General features: G+C 66.8%; 15 protein-coding genes and 1 tRNA gene. 9 read left to right on the forward strand and 7 right to left on the reverse strand.

Features of this window, described 5'->3' with window-relative positions; all coding sequences use genetic code 11:
- Nucleotides 1-10 precede the first annotated feature (10 nt).
- From QFZ46_RS16615 to QFZ46_RS16625, 3 genes are read right to left on the reverse strand one after another with little or no spacing between them, the layout of a single operon-like run.
- A complete protein-coding gene (locus tag QFZ46_RS16615; RefSeq protein WP_307363309.1) occupies nucleotides 11-988 on the reverse strand; it encodes a zinc-binding dehydrogenase in 978 nt (325 codons plus the stop codon).
- Complete coding sequence (locus QFZ46_RS16620; RefSeq protein WP_307363310.1) at nucleotides 988-1,410, reverse strand: organic hydroperoxide resistance protein; 423 nt, start codon at nucleotides 1,408-1,410, stop codon at nucleotides 988-990. The genes QFZ46_RS16615 and QFZ46_RS16620 overlap by 1 nt, the downstream gene beginning before the upstream one ends.
- A 25-nt stretch (nucleotides 1,411-1,435) precedes the next feature.
- Complete coding sequence (locus QFZ46_RS16625) at nucleotides 1,436-1,879, reverse strand: MarR family winged helix-turn-helix transcriptional regulator (protein ID WP_307363311.1); 444 nt, start codon at nucleotides 1,877-1,879, stop codon at nucleotides 1,436-1,438.
- Between the two features lie 121 nt (nucleotides 1,880-2,000).
- On the opposite strand from QFZ46_RS16625, the gene QFZ46_RS16630 reads away from it, so the two are divergent.
- Nucleotides 2,001-2,073, forward strand: a tRNA-Arg gene (locus tag QFZ46_RS16630).
- A 64-nt stretch (nucleotides 2,074-2,137) separates the two neighbouring features.
- Here the strand turns inward: QFZ46_RS16630 and QFZ46_RS16635 are convergent.
- Nucleotides 2,138-2,938 carry an SGNH/GDSL hydrolase family protein gene (locus tag QFZ46_RS16635; RefSeq protein ID WP_307363312.1) on the reverse strand — a complete coding sequence of 267 codons (801 nt, stop codon included), beginning with the start codon at nucleotides 2,936-2,938 and terminating at the stop codon, nucleotides 2,138-2,140.
- 69 nt (nucleotides 2,939-3,007) lie between these two features.
- On the opposite strand from QFZ46_RS16635, the gene argS reads away from it, so the two are divergent.
- Nucleotides 3,008-4,672, forward strand: a complete 1,665-nt coding sequence (gene argS / locus QFZ46_RS16640; protein ID WP_307363313.1) for an arginine--tRNA ligase — start codon at nucleotides 3,008-3,010, stop codon at nucleotides 4,670-4,672.
- A gap of 31 nt (nucleotides 4,673-4,703) precedes the next feature.
- Entirely contained in the window at nucleotides 4,704-5,540 is an 837-nt protein-coding gene (locus tag QFZ46_RS16645) for an LmeA family phospholipid-binding protein (protein ID WP_307363314.1), read from the forward strand.
- Here the strand turns inward: QFZ46_RS16645 and QFZ46_RS16650 are convergent.
- Nucleotides 5,537-6,589 carry a YihY/virulence factor BrkB family protein gene (locus QFZ46_RS16650; RefSeq protein WP_307363315.1) on the reverse strand — a complete coding sequence of 351 codons (1,053 nt, stop codon included), beginning with the start codon at nucleotides 6,587-6,589 and terminating at the stop codon, nucleotides 5,537-5,539. The two genes, QFZ46_RS16645 and QFZ46_RS16650, sit on opposite strands and share 4 nt — an antisense overlap.
- A gap of 138 nt (nucleotides 6,590-6,727) precedes the next feature.
- Here QFZ46_RS16650 and lysA point away from each other — a divergent pair, with 138 nt between their 5' ends.
- From lysA to QFZ46_RS16680, 6 genes are all read left to right on the forward strand, one after another.
- Complete coding sequence (gene lysA / locus QFZ46_RS16655) at nucleotides 6,728-8,137, forward strand: diaminopimelate decarboxylase (RefSeq protein ID WP_373457680.1); 1,410 nt, start codon at nucleotides 6,728-6,730, stop codon at nucleotides 8,135-8,137.
- Entirely contained in the window at nucleotides 8,134-9,492 is a 1,359-nt protein-coding gene (locus QFZ46_RS16660) for a homoserine dehydrogenase (protein WP_307363317.1), read from the forward strand. The genes lysA and QFZ46_RS16660 overlap by 4 nt, the downstream gene beginning before the upstream one ends.
- Nucleotides 9,492-10,442 carry a homoserine kinase gene (gene thrB, locus QFZ46_RS16665; protein ID WP_307363318.1) on the forward strand — a complete coding sequence of 317 codons (951 nt, stop codon included), beginning with the start codon at nucleotides 9,492-9,494 and terminating at the stop codon, nucleotides 10,440-10,442. Before QFZ46_RS16660 ends, thrB begins: the two co-directional genes overlap by 1 nt.
- Before the next feature lie 167 nt (nucleotides 10,443-10,609).
- Nucleotides 10,610-12,655 (forward strand): transcription termination factor Rho, encoded by a 2,046-nt coding sequence (gene rho / locus QFZ46_RS16670; RefSeq protein WP_307363319.1) that lies wholly within the window; start codon nucleotides 10,610-10,612, stop codon nucleotides 12,653-12,655.
- A gap of 24 nt (nucleotides 12,656-12,679) precedes the next feature.
- Complete coding sequence (prfA, locus tag QFZ46_RS16675) at nucleotides 12,680-13,759, forward strand: peptide chain release factor 1 (protein WP_307363320.1); 1,080 nt, start codon at nucleotides 12,680-12,682, stop codon at nucleotides 13,757-13,759.
- Between the two features lie 30 nt (nucleotides 13,760-13,789).
- Nucleotides 13,790-14,191: a phage holin family protein gene (locus tag QFZ46_RS16680; RefSeq protein WP_307363321.1), complete on the forward strand. Its 402-nt coding sequence runs from the start codon at nucleotides 13,790-13,792 to the stop codon at nucleotides 14,189-14,191.
- A gap of 25 nt (nucleotides 14,192-14,216) precedes the next feature.
- Here the strand turns inward: QFZ46_RS16680 and epsC are convergent, their stop codons facing one another.
- Nucleotides 14,217-14,789, reverse strand: a complete 573-nt coding sequence (gene epsC, locus QFZ46_RS16685; protein ID WP_307363322.1) for a serine O-acetyltransferase EpsC — start codon at nucleotides 14,787-14,789, stop codon at nucleotides 14,217-14,219.
- 7 nt (nucleotides 14,790-14,796) lie between these two features.
- A complete protein-coding gene (gene cysK, locus QFZ46_RS16690; RefSeq protein ID WP_307363323.1) occupies nucleotides 14,797-15,735 on the reverse strand; it encodes a cysteine synthase A in 939 nt (312 codons plus the stop codon).
- Between the last annotated feature and the right edge of the window lie 82 nt (nucleotides 15,736-15,817).

The following is a 15,817-nucleotide window of genomic DNA, read 5'->3' on the forward strand; positions in this document are numbered from 1 at the left end:
TCGGTCGTACTCAGAATCGCAGCAGTACCTTTCCGACACGGCCAGGGGTGCCGCTCGCACGCACGGCGTCCTTCGCATCTGCAGCGTCGAACACGCCTGCCACCGGGAGCGTGAGCGTTCCGTCTCCGACGCGCTGGATGAGTTCGCCGAACAGCGCGGCGCGGGTCTCGGCATCCATCACCTGGCTGACCTTGCTGCCCCAGAAGCCCTTCACGGTCGCCTGCTTGAAGATGACGTCCCCCGACGCGAGCTCCATGATCGGCGAGTTCATCGCGCCGAAGGCGACGAGAGTTCCGTTCTCGGCAAGGAGGGATAGCACCTCGCCGGATGACGCGCCGCCGACCGAATCGACACCCACCGCGATCGGTGCACCGCCGGTGAGCGTCGCGGCCTGCTCGCGCCAGTCGTCCTGATCGGTGGCTACGACGTTCTCGATGCCCTGGGCCCTGAGCTCCTCTACGCCTGCCGTCCGGCGGACGAGACCGAGCACGTTGATGCCGCGCGCCGTGGCCAGCTGCGCGAGCATGCGTCCGACTGCGCCGTTCGCGGCGTTCTGGACGATCCAGTCGCCCTCGGCGACTTCGAGGAACTGCAGCAGGCTGATCGCGCTGAACGGCATCGAGATCAACTGCGCTGCTGCTTCATCGGGCAGTGCTGCCGGAACCGGGATGAGGCCGGCGGCCTGCGTGACGACGTACTCGGACCAGACGCCGAAGGTGCCACCGGTCGTCACCCGCTGACCCACGGCGAGGCCCTCTACACCTTCGCCGAGGGAGTCGACGACGCCGAGCGCCTCGGTTCCGGATGCCGCGGGCAGGTCGGGCTTGAAACCGTAGGTGCCGCGGATCGTCCAGATGTCGTGGTTGTGGATGGGGGAGAGCACGATGCGCAGCCGTACCTCGCCGGCGCCCGGCTCGGGGAGCGGGCGCTCCTCCAGGGCGAGGACATCCTCGGCGGGACCGAAGGTGCGGTGGATGAGTGCGCGCATCAGTCGTTCACGACCGTGATGTCGACGTCGATGTTGCCGCGCGTCGCGTTCGAGTACGGGCACACGTGGTGCGCGGCGTCTGCGAGGGCCTGTGCCTGCTCGTGCGGGAGATCAGGGATGACGACCTCGAGCTGGACGGCGAGGCCGAATCCGCCCTCGCCGTTCGAGCCGATCTTGACGCGGGCGCCGACCGATGAGTCGGCGATCTTCACTTTCTGCGCACGCGCGACGCTCTGCAGAGCCGAGTGGAAGCATGCGGCATAGCCGGCGGCGAAGAGCTGCTCGGGGTTCGCACCGTTGCCGGATCCGCCCATCTCCTTCGGGATTGCCATATCGAGGTCGAGTCGTCCCTCGCTCGTGGTGACGCGGCCGTTTCGTCCGGCGCCGGTGGCGAGAGCCTCGGCGGTGTACAGGGCTTCCATTAATGTGCTTCCTTTCAGGAGGTGGTCAGTGGTCGTTCCGTGCGCTCACGCCCTGCAGCAGGGCGGTCAGCGCGTGAAGTTCGTCGATGAGGCGCCGGCGCTGAGCATCGTCGTGGATGCCGGCGAGCTCCGCGATCTCGGCGTGAACAGGCAAGAGCTCGGCACGGAGCGCGAGCCCTTCTGGCGTGAGACTGACGGTGACGACGCGCTCGTCGTCGGCGTTGCGCTCCTTCACGACGAGCCCGGACTGCTCGAGCCGGCGCACGAGGGGGGACAGCGTGCCGGAGTCGAGTTGCATCGCCTCTCCGAGCGAGCGGATGGTCTGCTCGCCGTCGTGCCAGAGCACGGCCAGTACGAGGTACTGCGGATAGGTCAGTCTCCAGGGGGCGAGCAGAGTGCGGTACGCCTGCGTCGTCGCGCGCGTGGCGGAGTACAGGGAGAAGCACAGCATCTCGTCGGTCACGCTCATGAATTCAATTGTGCACAACTGAGTTGTGTGCGCGCTGAGTGTCTGCTCGCCTGTGGCGTATCAATTCGAGCGGGTGCGGCGTCTCTGAGCGATCCCTAGCAGTGATATCGTCGTTCGGTACGCCTCCGTAGCTCAGTGGATAGAGCGCCGGTTTCCGGTACCGTAGGTCGCAGGTTCGACTCCTGTCGGGGGCACGACCAATGCGAGAAGGCCCGTCCTGATGGACGGGCCTTCTCGCATTTCGGTTTCGCGTGGTCTTCAGCGCTCGGGTGAGATCTCCGCGCCGCCGGCCTCGGTGACCGGAGCGGTCGCGCGTTCGGCGAGCGCCGCGGTGACCTTCTCGGCGAGGTATCGGTGGCCGTCCGTGGAAGGATGCCTGTTGCCGAGATCGACGTCGATCACGGCCAGGTAGTTCTGCTCGGTGATCCACTCCTCCTGCACGGGGGAGATGTACCACCATCCCCTCCCGCCGGCCAGTGCTGCGAGATCCTGATCGATGCGCGCCGTCGCGTCGCCGACGGGCAGCTCATGCGGGGCAGGACCCAGCACCACGATCGTGGCCTCCGGATACGTCGCCGCCAGCGCATCCCACGACGCCGTCACGGCCTCCCGATACCCGGCGACGCCCGAGGCCCGATCGTTGATGGACCCCTGGATGATCACGAGGTCGGGATCGAGCGCCGGGTCCAGAGCGGCGATCCGCTCACCGAACGTCGGCCCGTCGAGTCCTGGCTTCAGGTACCCGCTTCCACGCACGCCGTTCACCGTGGTCTCGCCGTCGAGCAGATCCGCGAGCAGATATGCGTACCCGAGCGTCGGATCGCTCGCAGCCGAGCCGTAGGTCCACGAATCCCCGAAGACGAGGACACGCGGATGCTCAGGCAGGACTAGCGGCGCAGGCGCCACCGCGATGACCTCTTCAGACGCGAGAACGGGCGACTCGATCGGCGCGGGAATCCACGGGCGCCAGACGCCGAGAACGACGGCTGTGGTGGCTGCCACGAGCACGACGAAGATCGCCGTCGCGCGTGCTCCGCGCCGCGTCCTCCCCAAAGCCATGGCATGAGGGTAAGCGACGATGCCCCGAACGCAAATTCGGGGTGTCACGCGCCTTAGACTTGACGGGCTATGAACCCAGACACCCTTGCCGAAGCCCTCCTCGCCGTCGTGACACCGATCGCCGCGTCCCTGCGACCTGACGAGACGCTGGGCCTCGTCGCGACCGACATCGTGCTGGAGCGTCCGCGCAACCGCGACCACGGGGACTGGGCGTCGAACATCGCGATGCGGCTCGCGAAGAAGCTCGGCACGAATCCGCGCGAGTTCGCTCAGCGGATAGCCGACGAGATCGTCGCGGTCGACGGCGTGAAGAGCGCCGAAGTCGCAGGTCCTGGATTCATCAACTTCCGTCTGGATGCCGCCGCCGCCGGTGTACTAGCCAAGGCGATAGTCGACGCCGGAACCGCGTACGGCACCAACGACTCGCAGCAGGGCGTCAGCGTCAACGTCGAGTTCGTGTCGGCGAACCCGACAGGTCCGCTCCACATCGCCCACACTCGTTGGGCCGCCCTCGGTGACTCGATCGTGCGTCTGCTGCTCGCAAGCGGCGCGAACGCGATCCGCGAGTACTACATCAATGACGCCGGCGCCCAGATGCAGCGCTTCGCGAGCTCGATCATCGCGGCGGCGAAGGGCGAACCGACCCCCGAGGGCGGATACCCGGGCCAGTACATCGTGACGCTCGCCGAGCGGGTGGTCGAGGCGCGTCCCGACCTGCTCGAACTGCCCGATGCGGAGCAGCTCAAGATCGCCGAGGACCTCGCATACGAGTTCCAGCTCGCCGAGATCAAGCATTCTCTGGACCGCTTCAACGTGCCATTCGACGTCTGGTTCTCGGAGCGCACGCTGCATGCGAAGGATGCAGCTGGTGTCAGCCTCATCGACCAGGCAGTGGATCGCCTTCGCGAACAGGGACACGTATTCGATGAGGAGGGCGCCGTCTGGGTGCGCACCACCGACTTCGGCGACGACAAGGACCGCGTCATCCGTCGCTCGAACGGCGAGTACACCTACTTCGCCGCCGACGCCGCGTACTACCTGAGCAAGGGCGACCGCGGGTTCGAGAACAAGATCTATCTTCTGGGTGCCGACCACCACGGCTACGTGCACCGTCTCAAGGCGATCGCCGGTGCCGCAGGCCAGGATCCGGAGAAGAACGTCGAGGTGCTGATCGGCCAGATGGTGTCGATCAACGGCGCCCGGCTCTCGAAGCGTGCCGGCAACATCATCGAGATGGATGACCTGCTGGACTGGCTCGGCACCGACGCATTGCGGTATTCGCTGGAGCGTTCGCCCGCAGACTCGCCGCTCGATCTCGATCCAGAGCTGCTGCAGAAGCGCACCAACGACAATCCGGTCTTCTATGTGCAGTATGCGCACGCCCGCACACACAATGTCGGTCGCAACGCCGCCGATTCCGGCGTCGACCGCTCCGAATTCGCACCGGAGACATTGACGCACGAGACGGAGTCCGCGCTCCTGGGGGCACTGCAGGAGTTCCCGCGCATCGTGGCATTCGCCGCCGAGGTGCGTGAGCCGCACCGTGTGGCCCGCTACCTCGAGGAGCTCGCCGGGCTCTACCACCGTTGGTACGACAGCTGCCGTGTCACCCCGCTGAGCGACGATCCGATCGAGAGCGTGCACCGCACGCGCCTGTGGCTGAACGACGCCACGGGTCAGGTGCTGCGCAACGGGCTCGACCTCCTCGGCGTATCCGCCCCGGAACGCATGTGACGCACGCCTCCGGAGCGGGCAGGATGGTGCCATGAGCGACGAGAATCCCACGCGGCCCTATCCGGACCACTCGACGGAGCATCCGACGCTCGTCCTCCCGAAGGATGCGGGCGTCGAGACGCCGAAGCGTCGCCGCCCACGCTGGCCGTGGGTACTGCTCATCGTCGTGCTCGTTCTCGCGGCACTGGTCGTCGCAGCCGAGTTCGTCGCGCGCGCAGTCCTCCCCGGTATCGTGCGCGGCATCGTCATCGAGCAGCTCGAGCTGCCCGCAGATCAGCCGCTCGAGGTCGATGCGTCGGGCGTGCTGCTGCCGCAGTTGATCGGCGGTCGGCTCGACCGACTGCACCTGTCGACCGATTCCGTCACGATCGGCGGCATCACAGGGGCGGCCGACGTCACGGCCACCGGAGTGCCACTGCGTGGGGGAGACCTCACCGACGCGCGTGGCACCGTGCGGATCGATGCCGAGCAGTTCACGGCGCTCGTCGCAGCTTCCGATCTGCCCATCGACTCCATCGCATTCGCAGAACCCGATGTGACGGTCTCCGGCAGCCTGCCCGTGTTCGGCTTCTCATTGCCGATCGCCCTGACGCTCACCCCCGGCGCGGACGCGGGAGAACTGCTGCTCACTCCGGTGTCGCTGCAGGTGGCAGGGGCCACGTTGAACGCGCAGCAGATCGCCGATCGCTTCGGCTCGATCGCCGATCAGCTGACCGAGACGCAGCGCATCTGCATCGCCGATCAGCTCCCGGCGGGGCTCACCATGACCGGACTCGCAGTCGAGGACGATGTGGTTGTCGTCGACGTCCAGGTCGACGGAGGGATCGTCACCGACGAGACTCTGCAGGAGAACGGCGTATGCCCCTAGACATTCCGCTCGGCCGCTTCCGCTTTCTCCGCCGCCCGTAGGGCGCCGGTCGCTGCCTTCACATCCTGCTGGGCTCGCTGCACGCGTCGCTGGGCGAAGGTGCGCGCTCCTTCCGTGGCCGACACGCGATCGCTCTCCTCCTCGGCACCCGTCACGATGTAAGCGCAGGCTATGAGCATGACCTGCGCGCTGAGGTTGAGCCAGATCAGCAGTGCCAGCAGCGAGGCGAACGAGGCCAGCAGCGGGTTGGATGTGGCGCCGCCCACGAACAGGCTCGACAGCTCCTGCAGCACGAGAAGCCCGACACCGCCCAGCAGTGCACCCGGCCAGATCGCACGACCAGAGACACGCTGCCCTGAGAGCAGTCGGAACACACCGAAGATCAGAAGGGCGTCCAACGCGAACACGACCAGGAGTGAGACGATCCGGATGCCCCACACCGCGGCCACGGATTCCTCGGGCAGACCGAGCAGATCGGTCACGAGGCCGATCCCGATGCGGGCGACGAACGTGACAGCCGCGGCGGCGAGGAAAGACACCGCGATGCCGACCGCGAGGGCGAGGTTGCGCACGATGACCCAGACCCAGAGCACGTCATCCAGCACTGATCCGGCGATGCTGCGCACCGCGGTGCGCAGCGACCCTATCGCCCCGAGCGCGGCGCCGATCAACGCGATCAGCGAGATGATTCCCGTGATCGAGAGCCCTTCCATCGCATCGATGGACGACGGATCTTCGACGACTCCGCCTTCACCCACGAGGCCCGGCACCGCGGAGTCGACCGCGGCGATGATGGCGGCCCAGGCCTGCTCGTTGCCGGTGAGCCAGATCGCGGCGATCGAGAACCCGAGCAGCAGACCGGCGAACACGCTGAACAGGGCACGGTACGTCACGCTGTCGGCGAGGATGGGCCCGCGTCGCTCCGAGTACAGGAGCACTGCACGCACGAGCTTGCGCGCCAGCGCCCAGGCCATCACCGACCTGATGAGTCCGGCGATCCCGCCCGGTTTCTTCCTCTGCCCCGAGTCGGTCGTGCGCGCGCTGTCCATCCCCTCACCGTAATGAATCGAGATCTCCGCCGGCGAGGGGCTTGCGTATGCCGGCGGCGTCTCCTAGGTGCCTTAGAATCGGGGCAACCTCGTATGGCGTGATCCTGCCCGAGGATCCCTCCCGACGATTGGTGTGTGGTGCATTCTCCTGTTGTCTCGCTCGCCCCGGACTGGCTTGTCGTGCCCGAAGACCCGAATGCGCTGACACCGGCGGTCTGGCCGGCATCCGCCCATCGCGACAGCGAGGACGTCCTCACGATCGGTGACGTCTCCGCGACCGAGTTGGCGCGCACTCACGGCACACCACTGCTCGTCCTCGATGAGGCAGAGGTGCGCGCTCGAGCTCGCGCATTCCACGATTCATTCACCGCGGCCGCTGCCGCGCACGGGACCACGGCACGCGTCTACTACGCGGGCAAAGCCTTCCTGTCGACGGCGATCGCGCGCTGGGTGACCGAAGAGGGCCTCAACGTCGACGTCTGCACCCGCGGCGAACTCGAAGTCGCCCTGGCGGCAGGCGTCGATCCCGCGAACATCGGATTCCATGGCAACAACAAGTCGGTCAGCGAGATCGAGCGGGCGGTGCAGGTCGGTGTCGGCACGATCATCGTCGACAGTTCGATCGAGATCGAGCGCATCGCCGCGGTCACCGCGCGCACCGGCGCTGTTCAGCGAGTGCTCGTCCGCGTCAACAGCGGAGTGCACGCCGAGACACATGACTTCCTTGCGACCGCCCATGAGGATCAGAAGTTCGGCATGACCTTCGCGGATGCCGAGACGGCTGTCGCGCGCATCCGCGAGGTGCCGGGGCTGGAGTTCCTCGGTCTGCATTGCCACATCGGCTCGCAGATCTTCGGCGTGGCCGGATTCCGAGAGTCCGCGTCGCGTGTGCTCGAGCTGCATCAGAAGCTGCTCGCAGGCGGTGACATCCCACTGCTGAACCTCGGCGGAGGCTTCGGAATCGCTTACACCAGCGTCGACGACCCGACTCCGATCGAGCAGCTCGCCGCCGAGATCGTCACAGCGGTCGCCGAAGGCTGCACGTCGCGGGGAATCACGTTGCCGGTACTCGCGTTCGAGCCGGGGCGCGCGATCGTCGGCACCGCCGGCGTGACGCTCTACGAGGTCGGCACGACCAAAGAGGTCCGGGTCGATTCCGGCGCGAGCCGCCTGTACGTCAGCGTCGACGGCGGCATGAGCGACAATGCCCGCACGGCTCTCTACGGCGCGCAATTCTCCGCGCGGCTCGCGTCGCGTGCGGGAACGGGCGCGCCCGCCCTGGCCCGCGTCGTCGGCAAGCACTGCGAGTCGGGCGACATCGTGGTCGATCACGAATACCTCCCTGGTGATGTGTCGCCAGGAGACCTGCTCGCCGTCCCCGCCACCGGCGCGTACTGCGCCTCGCTGTCGAGCAACTACAACCATGTCCCTCGCCCTCCGATCGTCGCGGTCTCAGGTGGCCGCTCCCGCGTGATCGTGCGCGGAGAGAGCATCGATGATCTGCTGGCACGGGATGCTGGGATCAGCACGAATGAAGGAGCACGATGACCCACCTCCACGCGAGCAATGCGACCCCACTCCCGGGGAGCAATGCAGCACAGTACCGACGACTGAGGGTGGCGCTGCTCGGAGCAGGAGCCGTGGGGTCGCAGGTGGCGCGCATTCTGCTGCAGCACGCGGATGAACTCGGCGATCGTGCCGGTGCCTCGCTCGAGCTCGCCGGTATCGCCGTTCGCGACATCGACGCGAAACGCGACGTGGATCTCCCGAAGGAGCTGCTCACAACCGATGCGGAGAGCCTGATCGTCGGCAGTGACATCGTGATCGAGCTGATGGGAGGGATCGAGCCCGCCCGCGGCAATCTCCTGCTCGCGCTGAACTCCGGCGCCGACGTCGTCACCGCCAACAAGGCGCTGCTCGCGACCCACGGTCCTGAGCTGTTCGAAGCTGCCGATCAGGTCGGAGCCTCGGTCTACTACGAGGCAGCGGCCGCCGGAGCCATCCCGATCATCCGGCCGCTGCGCGACTCGCTCGCAGGCGACCGCGTCGTGCGTCTGATGGGCATCGTCAACGGCACCACGAACTACATCCTCGACCGCATGGACAGCGAAGGCGCCGATTTCGGTGAGGTGCTCGCCGACGCGCAGCGCCTGGGATATGCAGAGGCAGATCCCACTGCGGATGTCGAGGGCTACGACGCCGCTCAGAAAGCCGCGATCCTGGCATCCCTCGCCTTCCACACGGCAGTCCCGTTGGATGCCGTGCATCGTGAGGGCATCACACAGATCACGCCGTCGATGATCGAGGAGGCTCGCGCCGCCGGGTTCGTCATAAAGCTGCTCGCGGTGTGCGAACGGCTCGACGTCGATGGTGCGGAATCGATCTCTGTGCGCGTCTACCCGGCGCTGGTCGCTCGCACGCATCCGCTCGCGTCGGTGCACGGAGCGAACAACGCGGTGTTCGTCGAGGCTGAGGCTGCGGGGTCGCTGATGTTCTACGGCGCCGGTGCTGGTGGCGTGCAGACCGCATCTGCGGTGCTGGGCGACGTCGTGTCCGCCGCGCGGCGCCACATCGCGGGCGGCGTGGGCGTGGGGGAGTCGACAAGGGCCAATCTCCCGACCGTTCCGATCGGCAATGTCGTGACGCGCTATCAGATCACGCTGGAAGTCGATGATCAGCCCGGCGTCCTCGCCGCAGTCGCCGGCATCCTGAGTGATGGTAGCGTTTCGGTCGCGACTGTCGTGCAGACCGTCGACGGCGAGACTGAGGGAGACGCGACGGCGCGCCTCATCATCGGCACGCACAGAGCGACCGAGCAGGCGCTCAGCGACACGGTCGAGCGGCTCGCAGCGAGCAACGTCGTGGAACGTGTCGTCTCGGTGCTGCGTGTGGAAGGCGAGTGATGGTCGCTGCGGTCTCTGAACCCGTCGAAGGGCGCACCGTCACGGTTCGGGTCCCGGCGACGAGTGCGAACCTCGGCCCCGGATTCGACACCCTCGGTCTGGCGCTGAGCGTCTATGACGAGCTGACGGTGTCCGTGCTCTCCGACGATCGGCTTGAGATCGATGTGACCGGCTCGGGCGCGGCTGAGATCTCGCGCGACGAGTCGAACCTCGTCGTCCGCTCCATCGAGCACGTCTACAAGGATGCGGGCCGCACGATGCCAGGGCTGCGCATCACCGCGCACAACGGTGTGCCCCATGGCCGTGGCCTCGGCTCCTCGGGAGCCGCCGTGACGGCAGGCGTCCTCGCCGCCAAGGGCCTGCTGGACGGCGAGGCGGACTTCACCGACGCTGACCTGCTGCGCCTCGCCACCGAGCTCGAGGGACACCCGGACAACGTCGCACCTGCACTCTTCGGCGGTCTCACGATCGCGTGGACAGGGGAGCGCGGTCCGCAGCACAAGAAGCTGCTCGTCCACCGTGGCGTCGCCCCTCTCGTGCTCGTCCCCGAGCGCACGATGTCGACGGTGCTCGCCCGTTCGCTCCAGCCGCCGCACGTGTCCCGAGAGGATGCCGTGTTCAACGTGTCCCGCTCGGCACTGCTCATTGCAGCTCTCACCCAGAGTCCCGAGCTTCTTCTGGATGCGACCGCGGATCGGCTGCACCAGGACTACCGGGCAGAAGCCATGCCGGAGACGCACATGCTGGTCCAGACCCTCCGCAGGGCAGGTTTCGCCGCTGTCGTCTCAGGTGCGGGGCCGAGCGTGCTGGTCCTCGCTGACGGACCGGGCAGCCGACTCGAGGCCGCTGAGCTCGCCGCATCCGTCACCGACACCCCGTGGGAGGCGCTCATGCTCGCCGTCGACGTACGTGGTGGTACAGTAAGGGATCGAGCGGAGGGCTCCACGTAATTTCGTGAATCTGGCCCCCATCGCAATTCTGCGAGATCCGCACGCAACCGCCAGAACCTCTTTCCTGGTCCTGGCCGGCAGGTGCCGAGCATCTGCCCGTGCGATCGCGCGCAGCACCCGTTGTGCGCGAGACATGCTCATTTCCCACGACATATGAGGGAGTACTCGTGGAGAATTTCTCCGAGACCCAGAACGACCAGGCATCGACCGTCACAGAGGCGCCCGCTGCCGTAGCAGACGCTGCACCCGCAGCGGCTGAGACCACCGCGCCCGAGAAGGCGCCGGCCCGCAAGCGCGCACCGCGCCGGGCGACCACGGCGACTGCCGCAGCCAAGGCAGAACAGGCAGAGGCGGCCGCGGCCACACCTGCCGCTGAAGCTGCTCCTGCCGCTGAAGCTGCCGAGGCTGCTGCGCCCAAGGCGAAGGCCCCGCGACGCAGCCGCGCGAAGAAGGCGGATGCCGACACCGTCCAGGCTGCAGACGCGCCTGCCGACGCGGCTCCGGCCGCGACAGCTCCGGCTTCCGAAGCACCGCAGGCCGACTCCGCTGCAGATGCTGCGGCATCCGGTGATGCATCGTCCGAGCCGGCACCGAAGACCACCGGACGTGGCCGCCGCGGTGCCAAGAAAGCTGAGCCTGCCGCAGCGACAGCAGCAGAGGCCTCGGCCGACAGCTCCTCGACGGACAAGCCCGTCGAGGACGTACAGGACGACAAGTCCGCGGCCCGCAACGACAACAAGCAGTCTGCCGACAACAAGCAGTCCGACAACAACAAGCAGTCCCAGAACAGGCAGCCGGCTGCGAAGCCCGAATCCGGCGACAACAACGGCGCTGACTCGAGCGACGGCGAAGAGGGCTCCGGTCGCGGCCGCAACCGCAACCGCAGCCGCAGCCGTGGTCGTAACGGCAGCCAGGATACTCCGCAGCAGCAGAACAGCACCTCGGACGACGAGAACGGCAACGGTCGCGGTCGCCAGCGCAACAAGCGCCGCGGCGGGACGACGTCCGACGAGTTCGAGACCGAGATCGGCGAGGACGACGTCCTGATCCCGATCGCCGGCATCCTCGACGTGCTCGACAACTACGCCTTCGTGCGCACCACCGGCTACCTCGCCGGCGCGAGCGACGTGTACGTCTCGCTCGGCCAGGTGAAGAAGTACAACCTGCGCAAGGGCGATGCGATCGTCGGCGCCATCAAGCAGCCTCGCGAGAACGAGCAGCAGGGACGTCAGAAGTACAACGCCCTGGTGAAGGTCGACTCGGTCAACGGACTGTCGGTCGAAGACGCCGCAACGCGCGTCGAGTTCGGCAAGCTCACCCCCCTCTACCCGCAGGAGCGCCTGCGCCTGGAGACCGCTCCCGAGAAGCTGACGCAGCGCATCATCGACCTGGTCGCGCCGATCGGCAAGGGCCAGCGCGGCCTGATCGTCGCTCCCCCCAAGGCGGGCAAGACGATCGTGCTGCAGCAGATCGCCAACGCGATCGCCCAGAACAACCCCGAGGTCCACCTCATGGTCGTCCTGGTCGACGAGCGCCCCGAAGAGGTCACCGACATGGAGCGCACGGTGAAGGGCGAGGTCATCGCTTCGACCTTCGACCGCCCGGCCGAAGACCACACGACCGTCGCGGAGCTCGCCATCGAGCGTGCCAAGCGTCTTGTCGAGCTGGGACGCGACGTGGTCGTGCTGCTCGACTCGATCACGCGCCTCGGACGCGCCTACAACATCTCCGCCCCGGCATCCGGTCGGGTGCTCACCGGCGGTGTCGACGCTTCGGCGCTGTACCCGCCCAAGCGCTTCTTCGGCGCCGCGCGCAACATCGAGAACGGCGGATCGCTCACGATCCTCGCCACCGCACTCGTCGAGACCGGATCCAAGATGGACGAGGTCATCTTCGAGGAGTTCAAGGGCACCGGCAACAGCGAGCTGCGCCTGTCGCGCCAGCTGGCTGACAAGCGGATCTTCCCTGCGGTCGACGTGAACGCATCCAGCACGCGCCGTGAGGAGATGCTCCTTTCGGCCGACGAGGTCAAGATCACCTGGAAGCTGCGTCGTGCCCTCGCCGGCCTCGACCAGCAGCAGGCGCTCGAGGTCGTCCTCGGCAAGCTGAAGGAGACGAACTCGAACGTGGAGTTCCTCGTGCAGATGCAGAAGTCGATGCCGGCACCCGCCGCGGGCGGCTCCAGCCACAGCCACGAGAACAACATCCGCTGATCCGACGCTGATCGGAGCATAGGCGTGTTCGAATCGGTCCAGGCCCTCATCGACGAACACCGCCGGGTGCAGGAGGAACTCTCCGACCCGGCGGTGCACGCCGACGCCGCACGCGCGAAGCGCGTCAATCGTCGCTACGCCGAGCTCAGCCGGATCGTTGCGGCGTACGACCTATGGGTCGAGGCCACCGACGATCTGGCGGCCGCGCGCGAGCTGGCCAAGGAAGACGACGCGTTCGCTGAAGAGGTGCCGAGCCTGGAAGAGGGACTGGCCCAGGCCCAGGAGAAGCTTCGTCGGCTCCTCATCCCGCGCGATCCGGATGATGCCCGCGACGTGATCATGGAGATCAAGGCGGGGGAGGGCGGCGCCGAATCGGCGCTGTTCGCAGCCGACCTGTTGCGCATGTACACGCAGTACGCCGCGCACAAGGGCTGGAAGACAGAGCTGCTCGATCGCAACGAGTCAGACCTCGGTGGCTATAAAGACGTCCAGATCGCGATCAAAGGAGCCTCTGCCGACCCCGCGCAGGGCGTCTGGGCCCACCTGAAGTACGAGGGCGGCGTGCACCGCGTGCAGCGGGTCCCCGCCACCGAGTCGCAGGGACGAATCCACACCTCCACCACCGGTGTGCTGGTGTTCCCCGAGGTCGACGAACCCGACGAGGTCGAGATCAGCCAGAACGATCTCAAGATCGATGTGTACCGATCGTCCGGGCCAGGCGGTCAGTCGGTCAACACGACCGACTCCGCTGTTCGCATCACGCACCTTCCGACCGGCATCGTCGTCTCGATGCAGAACGAGAAGTCGCAGCTGCAGAACCGCGAAGCCGGCATGCGAGTGCTGCGTGCGCGTATCCTCGCCAAGCGTCAGGAAGAGCTGGACGCCGCGGCATCAGACGCCCGCAAGTCGCAGATCCGCGGCATGGATCGCTCCGAACGCATCCGCACCTACAACTTCCCCGAGAACCGCATCGCGGACCACCGCACCGGATTCAAGGCATACAACCTCGATCAGGTGATGGACGGCGCGCTCGATCCGATCATCGATAGCGCGATCGCAGCTGACGAAGAAGCGCGGCTCGCCGCGGTCGGCCAGGACTCCTGATCGCGAGCACCGAGCGCTAGGCTCGTGGGCGTGATCACGCTCCTGTTCCGCACGCTCATCTACCTCGTCTCGGCGGGGCTCGGACTCATCGTGGCAGATGCCGTCCTTCCTGGTTTTCAGATCCAGTGGGACAAGTGGTGGGGCTTCGTCATCTGCATCGTCATCTTCGCGATTCTGCAGAACATCCTGAGCCCCTGGATCGCCAAGCTCGCCGACCGCTACGCGCCCGTCCTGTTGGGTGGTATCGGTATCTTTTCGACGCTGGTGGCACTGATCGTCGTCGTGCTGCTGCCGGTCGGCGGTCTGCGTATCACCGACTTGACCGGCTGGCTGCTCGGTTCGGTGATCGTCTGGCTGATCTCGGCGCTCGGCAGTGTGCTTCTGCCGCTGATCTTCCTCAAGCGCAGAGTCCAGGAGCGCAGGGAGCGCTGATCGGTCTCGCGCGACGCAGGCCGATTCAGATCGAGTAGTCGGATACGACGCGCAGGTCTGAGAAGTCGTCGTGATCGCTTCGCCGTCGTGCCTTGGCGGGGACGCCGACGAGGATGCTGTCGCACGGTGCGTCTTTCGTGACGACGGCGTTGGCTCCGACGACGGTGTTGGCGCCGACGGTGATCGGCCCGAGGATCTTCGCGCCTGCACCTACGACCACACCGTTGGCGAGTGTGGGGTGCCGCTTGCCGGTCGCGTCGCGCGTGCGTCCGCCGAGCGTGACCCCGTGATAGAGCATCACATCATCACCGAGTTCCGATGTCTCGCCGATCACGACGCCCATGCCATGGTCGATGAAGAACCGTCGTCCGATCTTCGCCCCGGGATGGATCTCGATCCCGGTGAGCCAACGTGAGATCTGCGAGCCGGCACGCGCGAGGAGGCGAACATCCCGTCGCCAGAGTCCGTGCCACACCCGGTGCCACCAGATGGCGTGCAGCCCGGGGTACAGCAGCACCAATTCGATACCGCTCCGCGCGGCAGGGTCGCGAAGACGTGCGGCGACGACGTCCTCGCGCATTCGCCCGATCATGCCCATGTACGCATCAGCTCTCGCGCAGATCCTCGAACAGCGCCGTCGAGATGTAGCGCTCGCCCGTGTCCGGCATGATCACGACGATCGTCTTACCGGCATTCTCGGGACGTGCAGCGACCTGCAGTGCGGCCGAGAGGGCAGCCCCGGAGGACATGCCGACCAGCAGACCCTCCTTGGCGGCGAGTTCGCGTGCCAGCCGCAGCGACTCGTCGAACTCGACCGTGATGACCTCGTCGAGCACGTCGCGATCGAGCACGTCGGGGACGAAGTTCGGACCGATGCCCTGGATCTTGTGCGGCCCGGGGTGGCCCTCGGAGAGCACGGGGGAGTCCTTCGGCTCGACGGCGATGACCTGCACGCCGGGCTTGGCGGCCTTGAGCGCCTGTCCGGTCCCGGTCACGGTGCCGCCGGTGCCGACACCCGCGATGAAGATGTCGATGTCGCCGTCGGTGTCGCGGAGGATTTCCTGTGCCGTGGTCTCGCGGTGGATCTGCGGGTTCGCCGGATTCTCGAACTGCTTGATCCAGACGGCGCCCGGTGTGTCGGCGACGATCTTCTTGGTCTCCTCGATCGCACCGCTCATGCCCTTGGTCGGGTCGGTGAGCACGATCTCGGCGCCGAACGCCTTGAGCAGCACCCGGCGTTCCTTCGACATCGATGCGGGCATCGTCAGGATGACCTTGTAGCCGCGTGCGGCACCCACCATCGCAAGGGCGATGCCGGTATTGCCGCTGGTCGACTCCACGATCGTGCCCCCGGGCTTCAGCTCGCCGGACGCTTCGGCGGCGTTGATCATCGCGATGCCGATGCGGTCCTTCACACTGGATGCCGGGTTGTAATACTCGAGCTTTGCCAGAACGGTGGCCCCGACGCCCTCGGTGACGCGGTTGAGGCGGACCAGCGGCGTGTTGCCGAAAGCGGTCGTGATGTCGGAATGGATGCCGGACATGTTCTGGCCTTTCGTTCGTGGAACGGTGCACCGCAAGCCTATTCGAGTCGATGCAACGTCGACACATTGTGTCGCGGGTGAG

Origin of the sequence: Microbacterium murale (genome assembly GCF_030815955.1) — a bacterium.
In the GTDB taxonomy this organism is placed as follows: Bacteria; Actinomycetota; Actinomycetes; order Actinomycetales; family Microbacteriaceae; genus Microbacterium; species Microbacterium murale_A.

Coding starts and splice junctions, on each gene's coding strand:
- epsC (WP_307363322.1), bottom strand. CDS start 14,789: ATGGGCATGATCGGGCGAATGCGCGAGGACGTCGTCGCCGCACGTCTT.
- QFZ46_RS16625 (WP_307363311.1), bottom strand. CDS start 1,879: ATGAGCGTGACCGACGAGATGCTGTGCTTCTCCCTGTACTCCGCCACG.
- QFZ46_RS16635 (WP_307363312.1), bottom strand. CDS start 2,938: ATGGCTTTGGGGAGGACGCGGCGCGGAGCACGCGCGACGGCGATCTTC.
- thrB (WP_307363318.1), top strand. CDS start 9,492: ATGGTCGCTGCGGTCTCTGAACCCGTCGAAGGGCGCACCGTCACGGTT.
- cysK (WP_307363323.1), bottom strand. CDS start 15,735: ATGTCCGGCATCCATTCCGACATCACGACCGCTTTCGGCAACACGCCG.
- QFZ46_RS16650 (WP_307363315.1), bottom strand. CDS start 6,589: ATGGACAGCGCGCGCACGACCGACTCGGGGCAGAGGAAGAAACCGGGC.
- argS (WP_307363313.1), top strand. CDS start 3,008: ATGAACCCAGACACCCTTGCCGAAGCCCTCCTCGCCGTCGTGACACCG.
- QFZ46_RS16615 (WP_307363309.1), bottom strand. CDS start 988: ATGCGCGCACTCATCCACCGCACCTTCGGTCCCGCCGAGGATGTCCTC.
- QFZ46_RS16645 (WP_307363314.1), top strand. CDS start 4,704: ATGAGCGACGAGAATCCCACGCGGCCCTATCCGGACCACTCGACGGAG.
- QFZ46_RS16620 (WP_307363310.1), bottom strand. CDS start 1,410: ATGGAAGCCCTGTACACCGCCGAGGCTCTCGCCACCGGCGCCGGACGA.
- QFZ46_RS16660 (WP_307363317.1), top strand. CDS start 8,134: ATGACCCACCTCCACGCGAGCAATGCGACCCCACTCCCGGGGAGCAAT.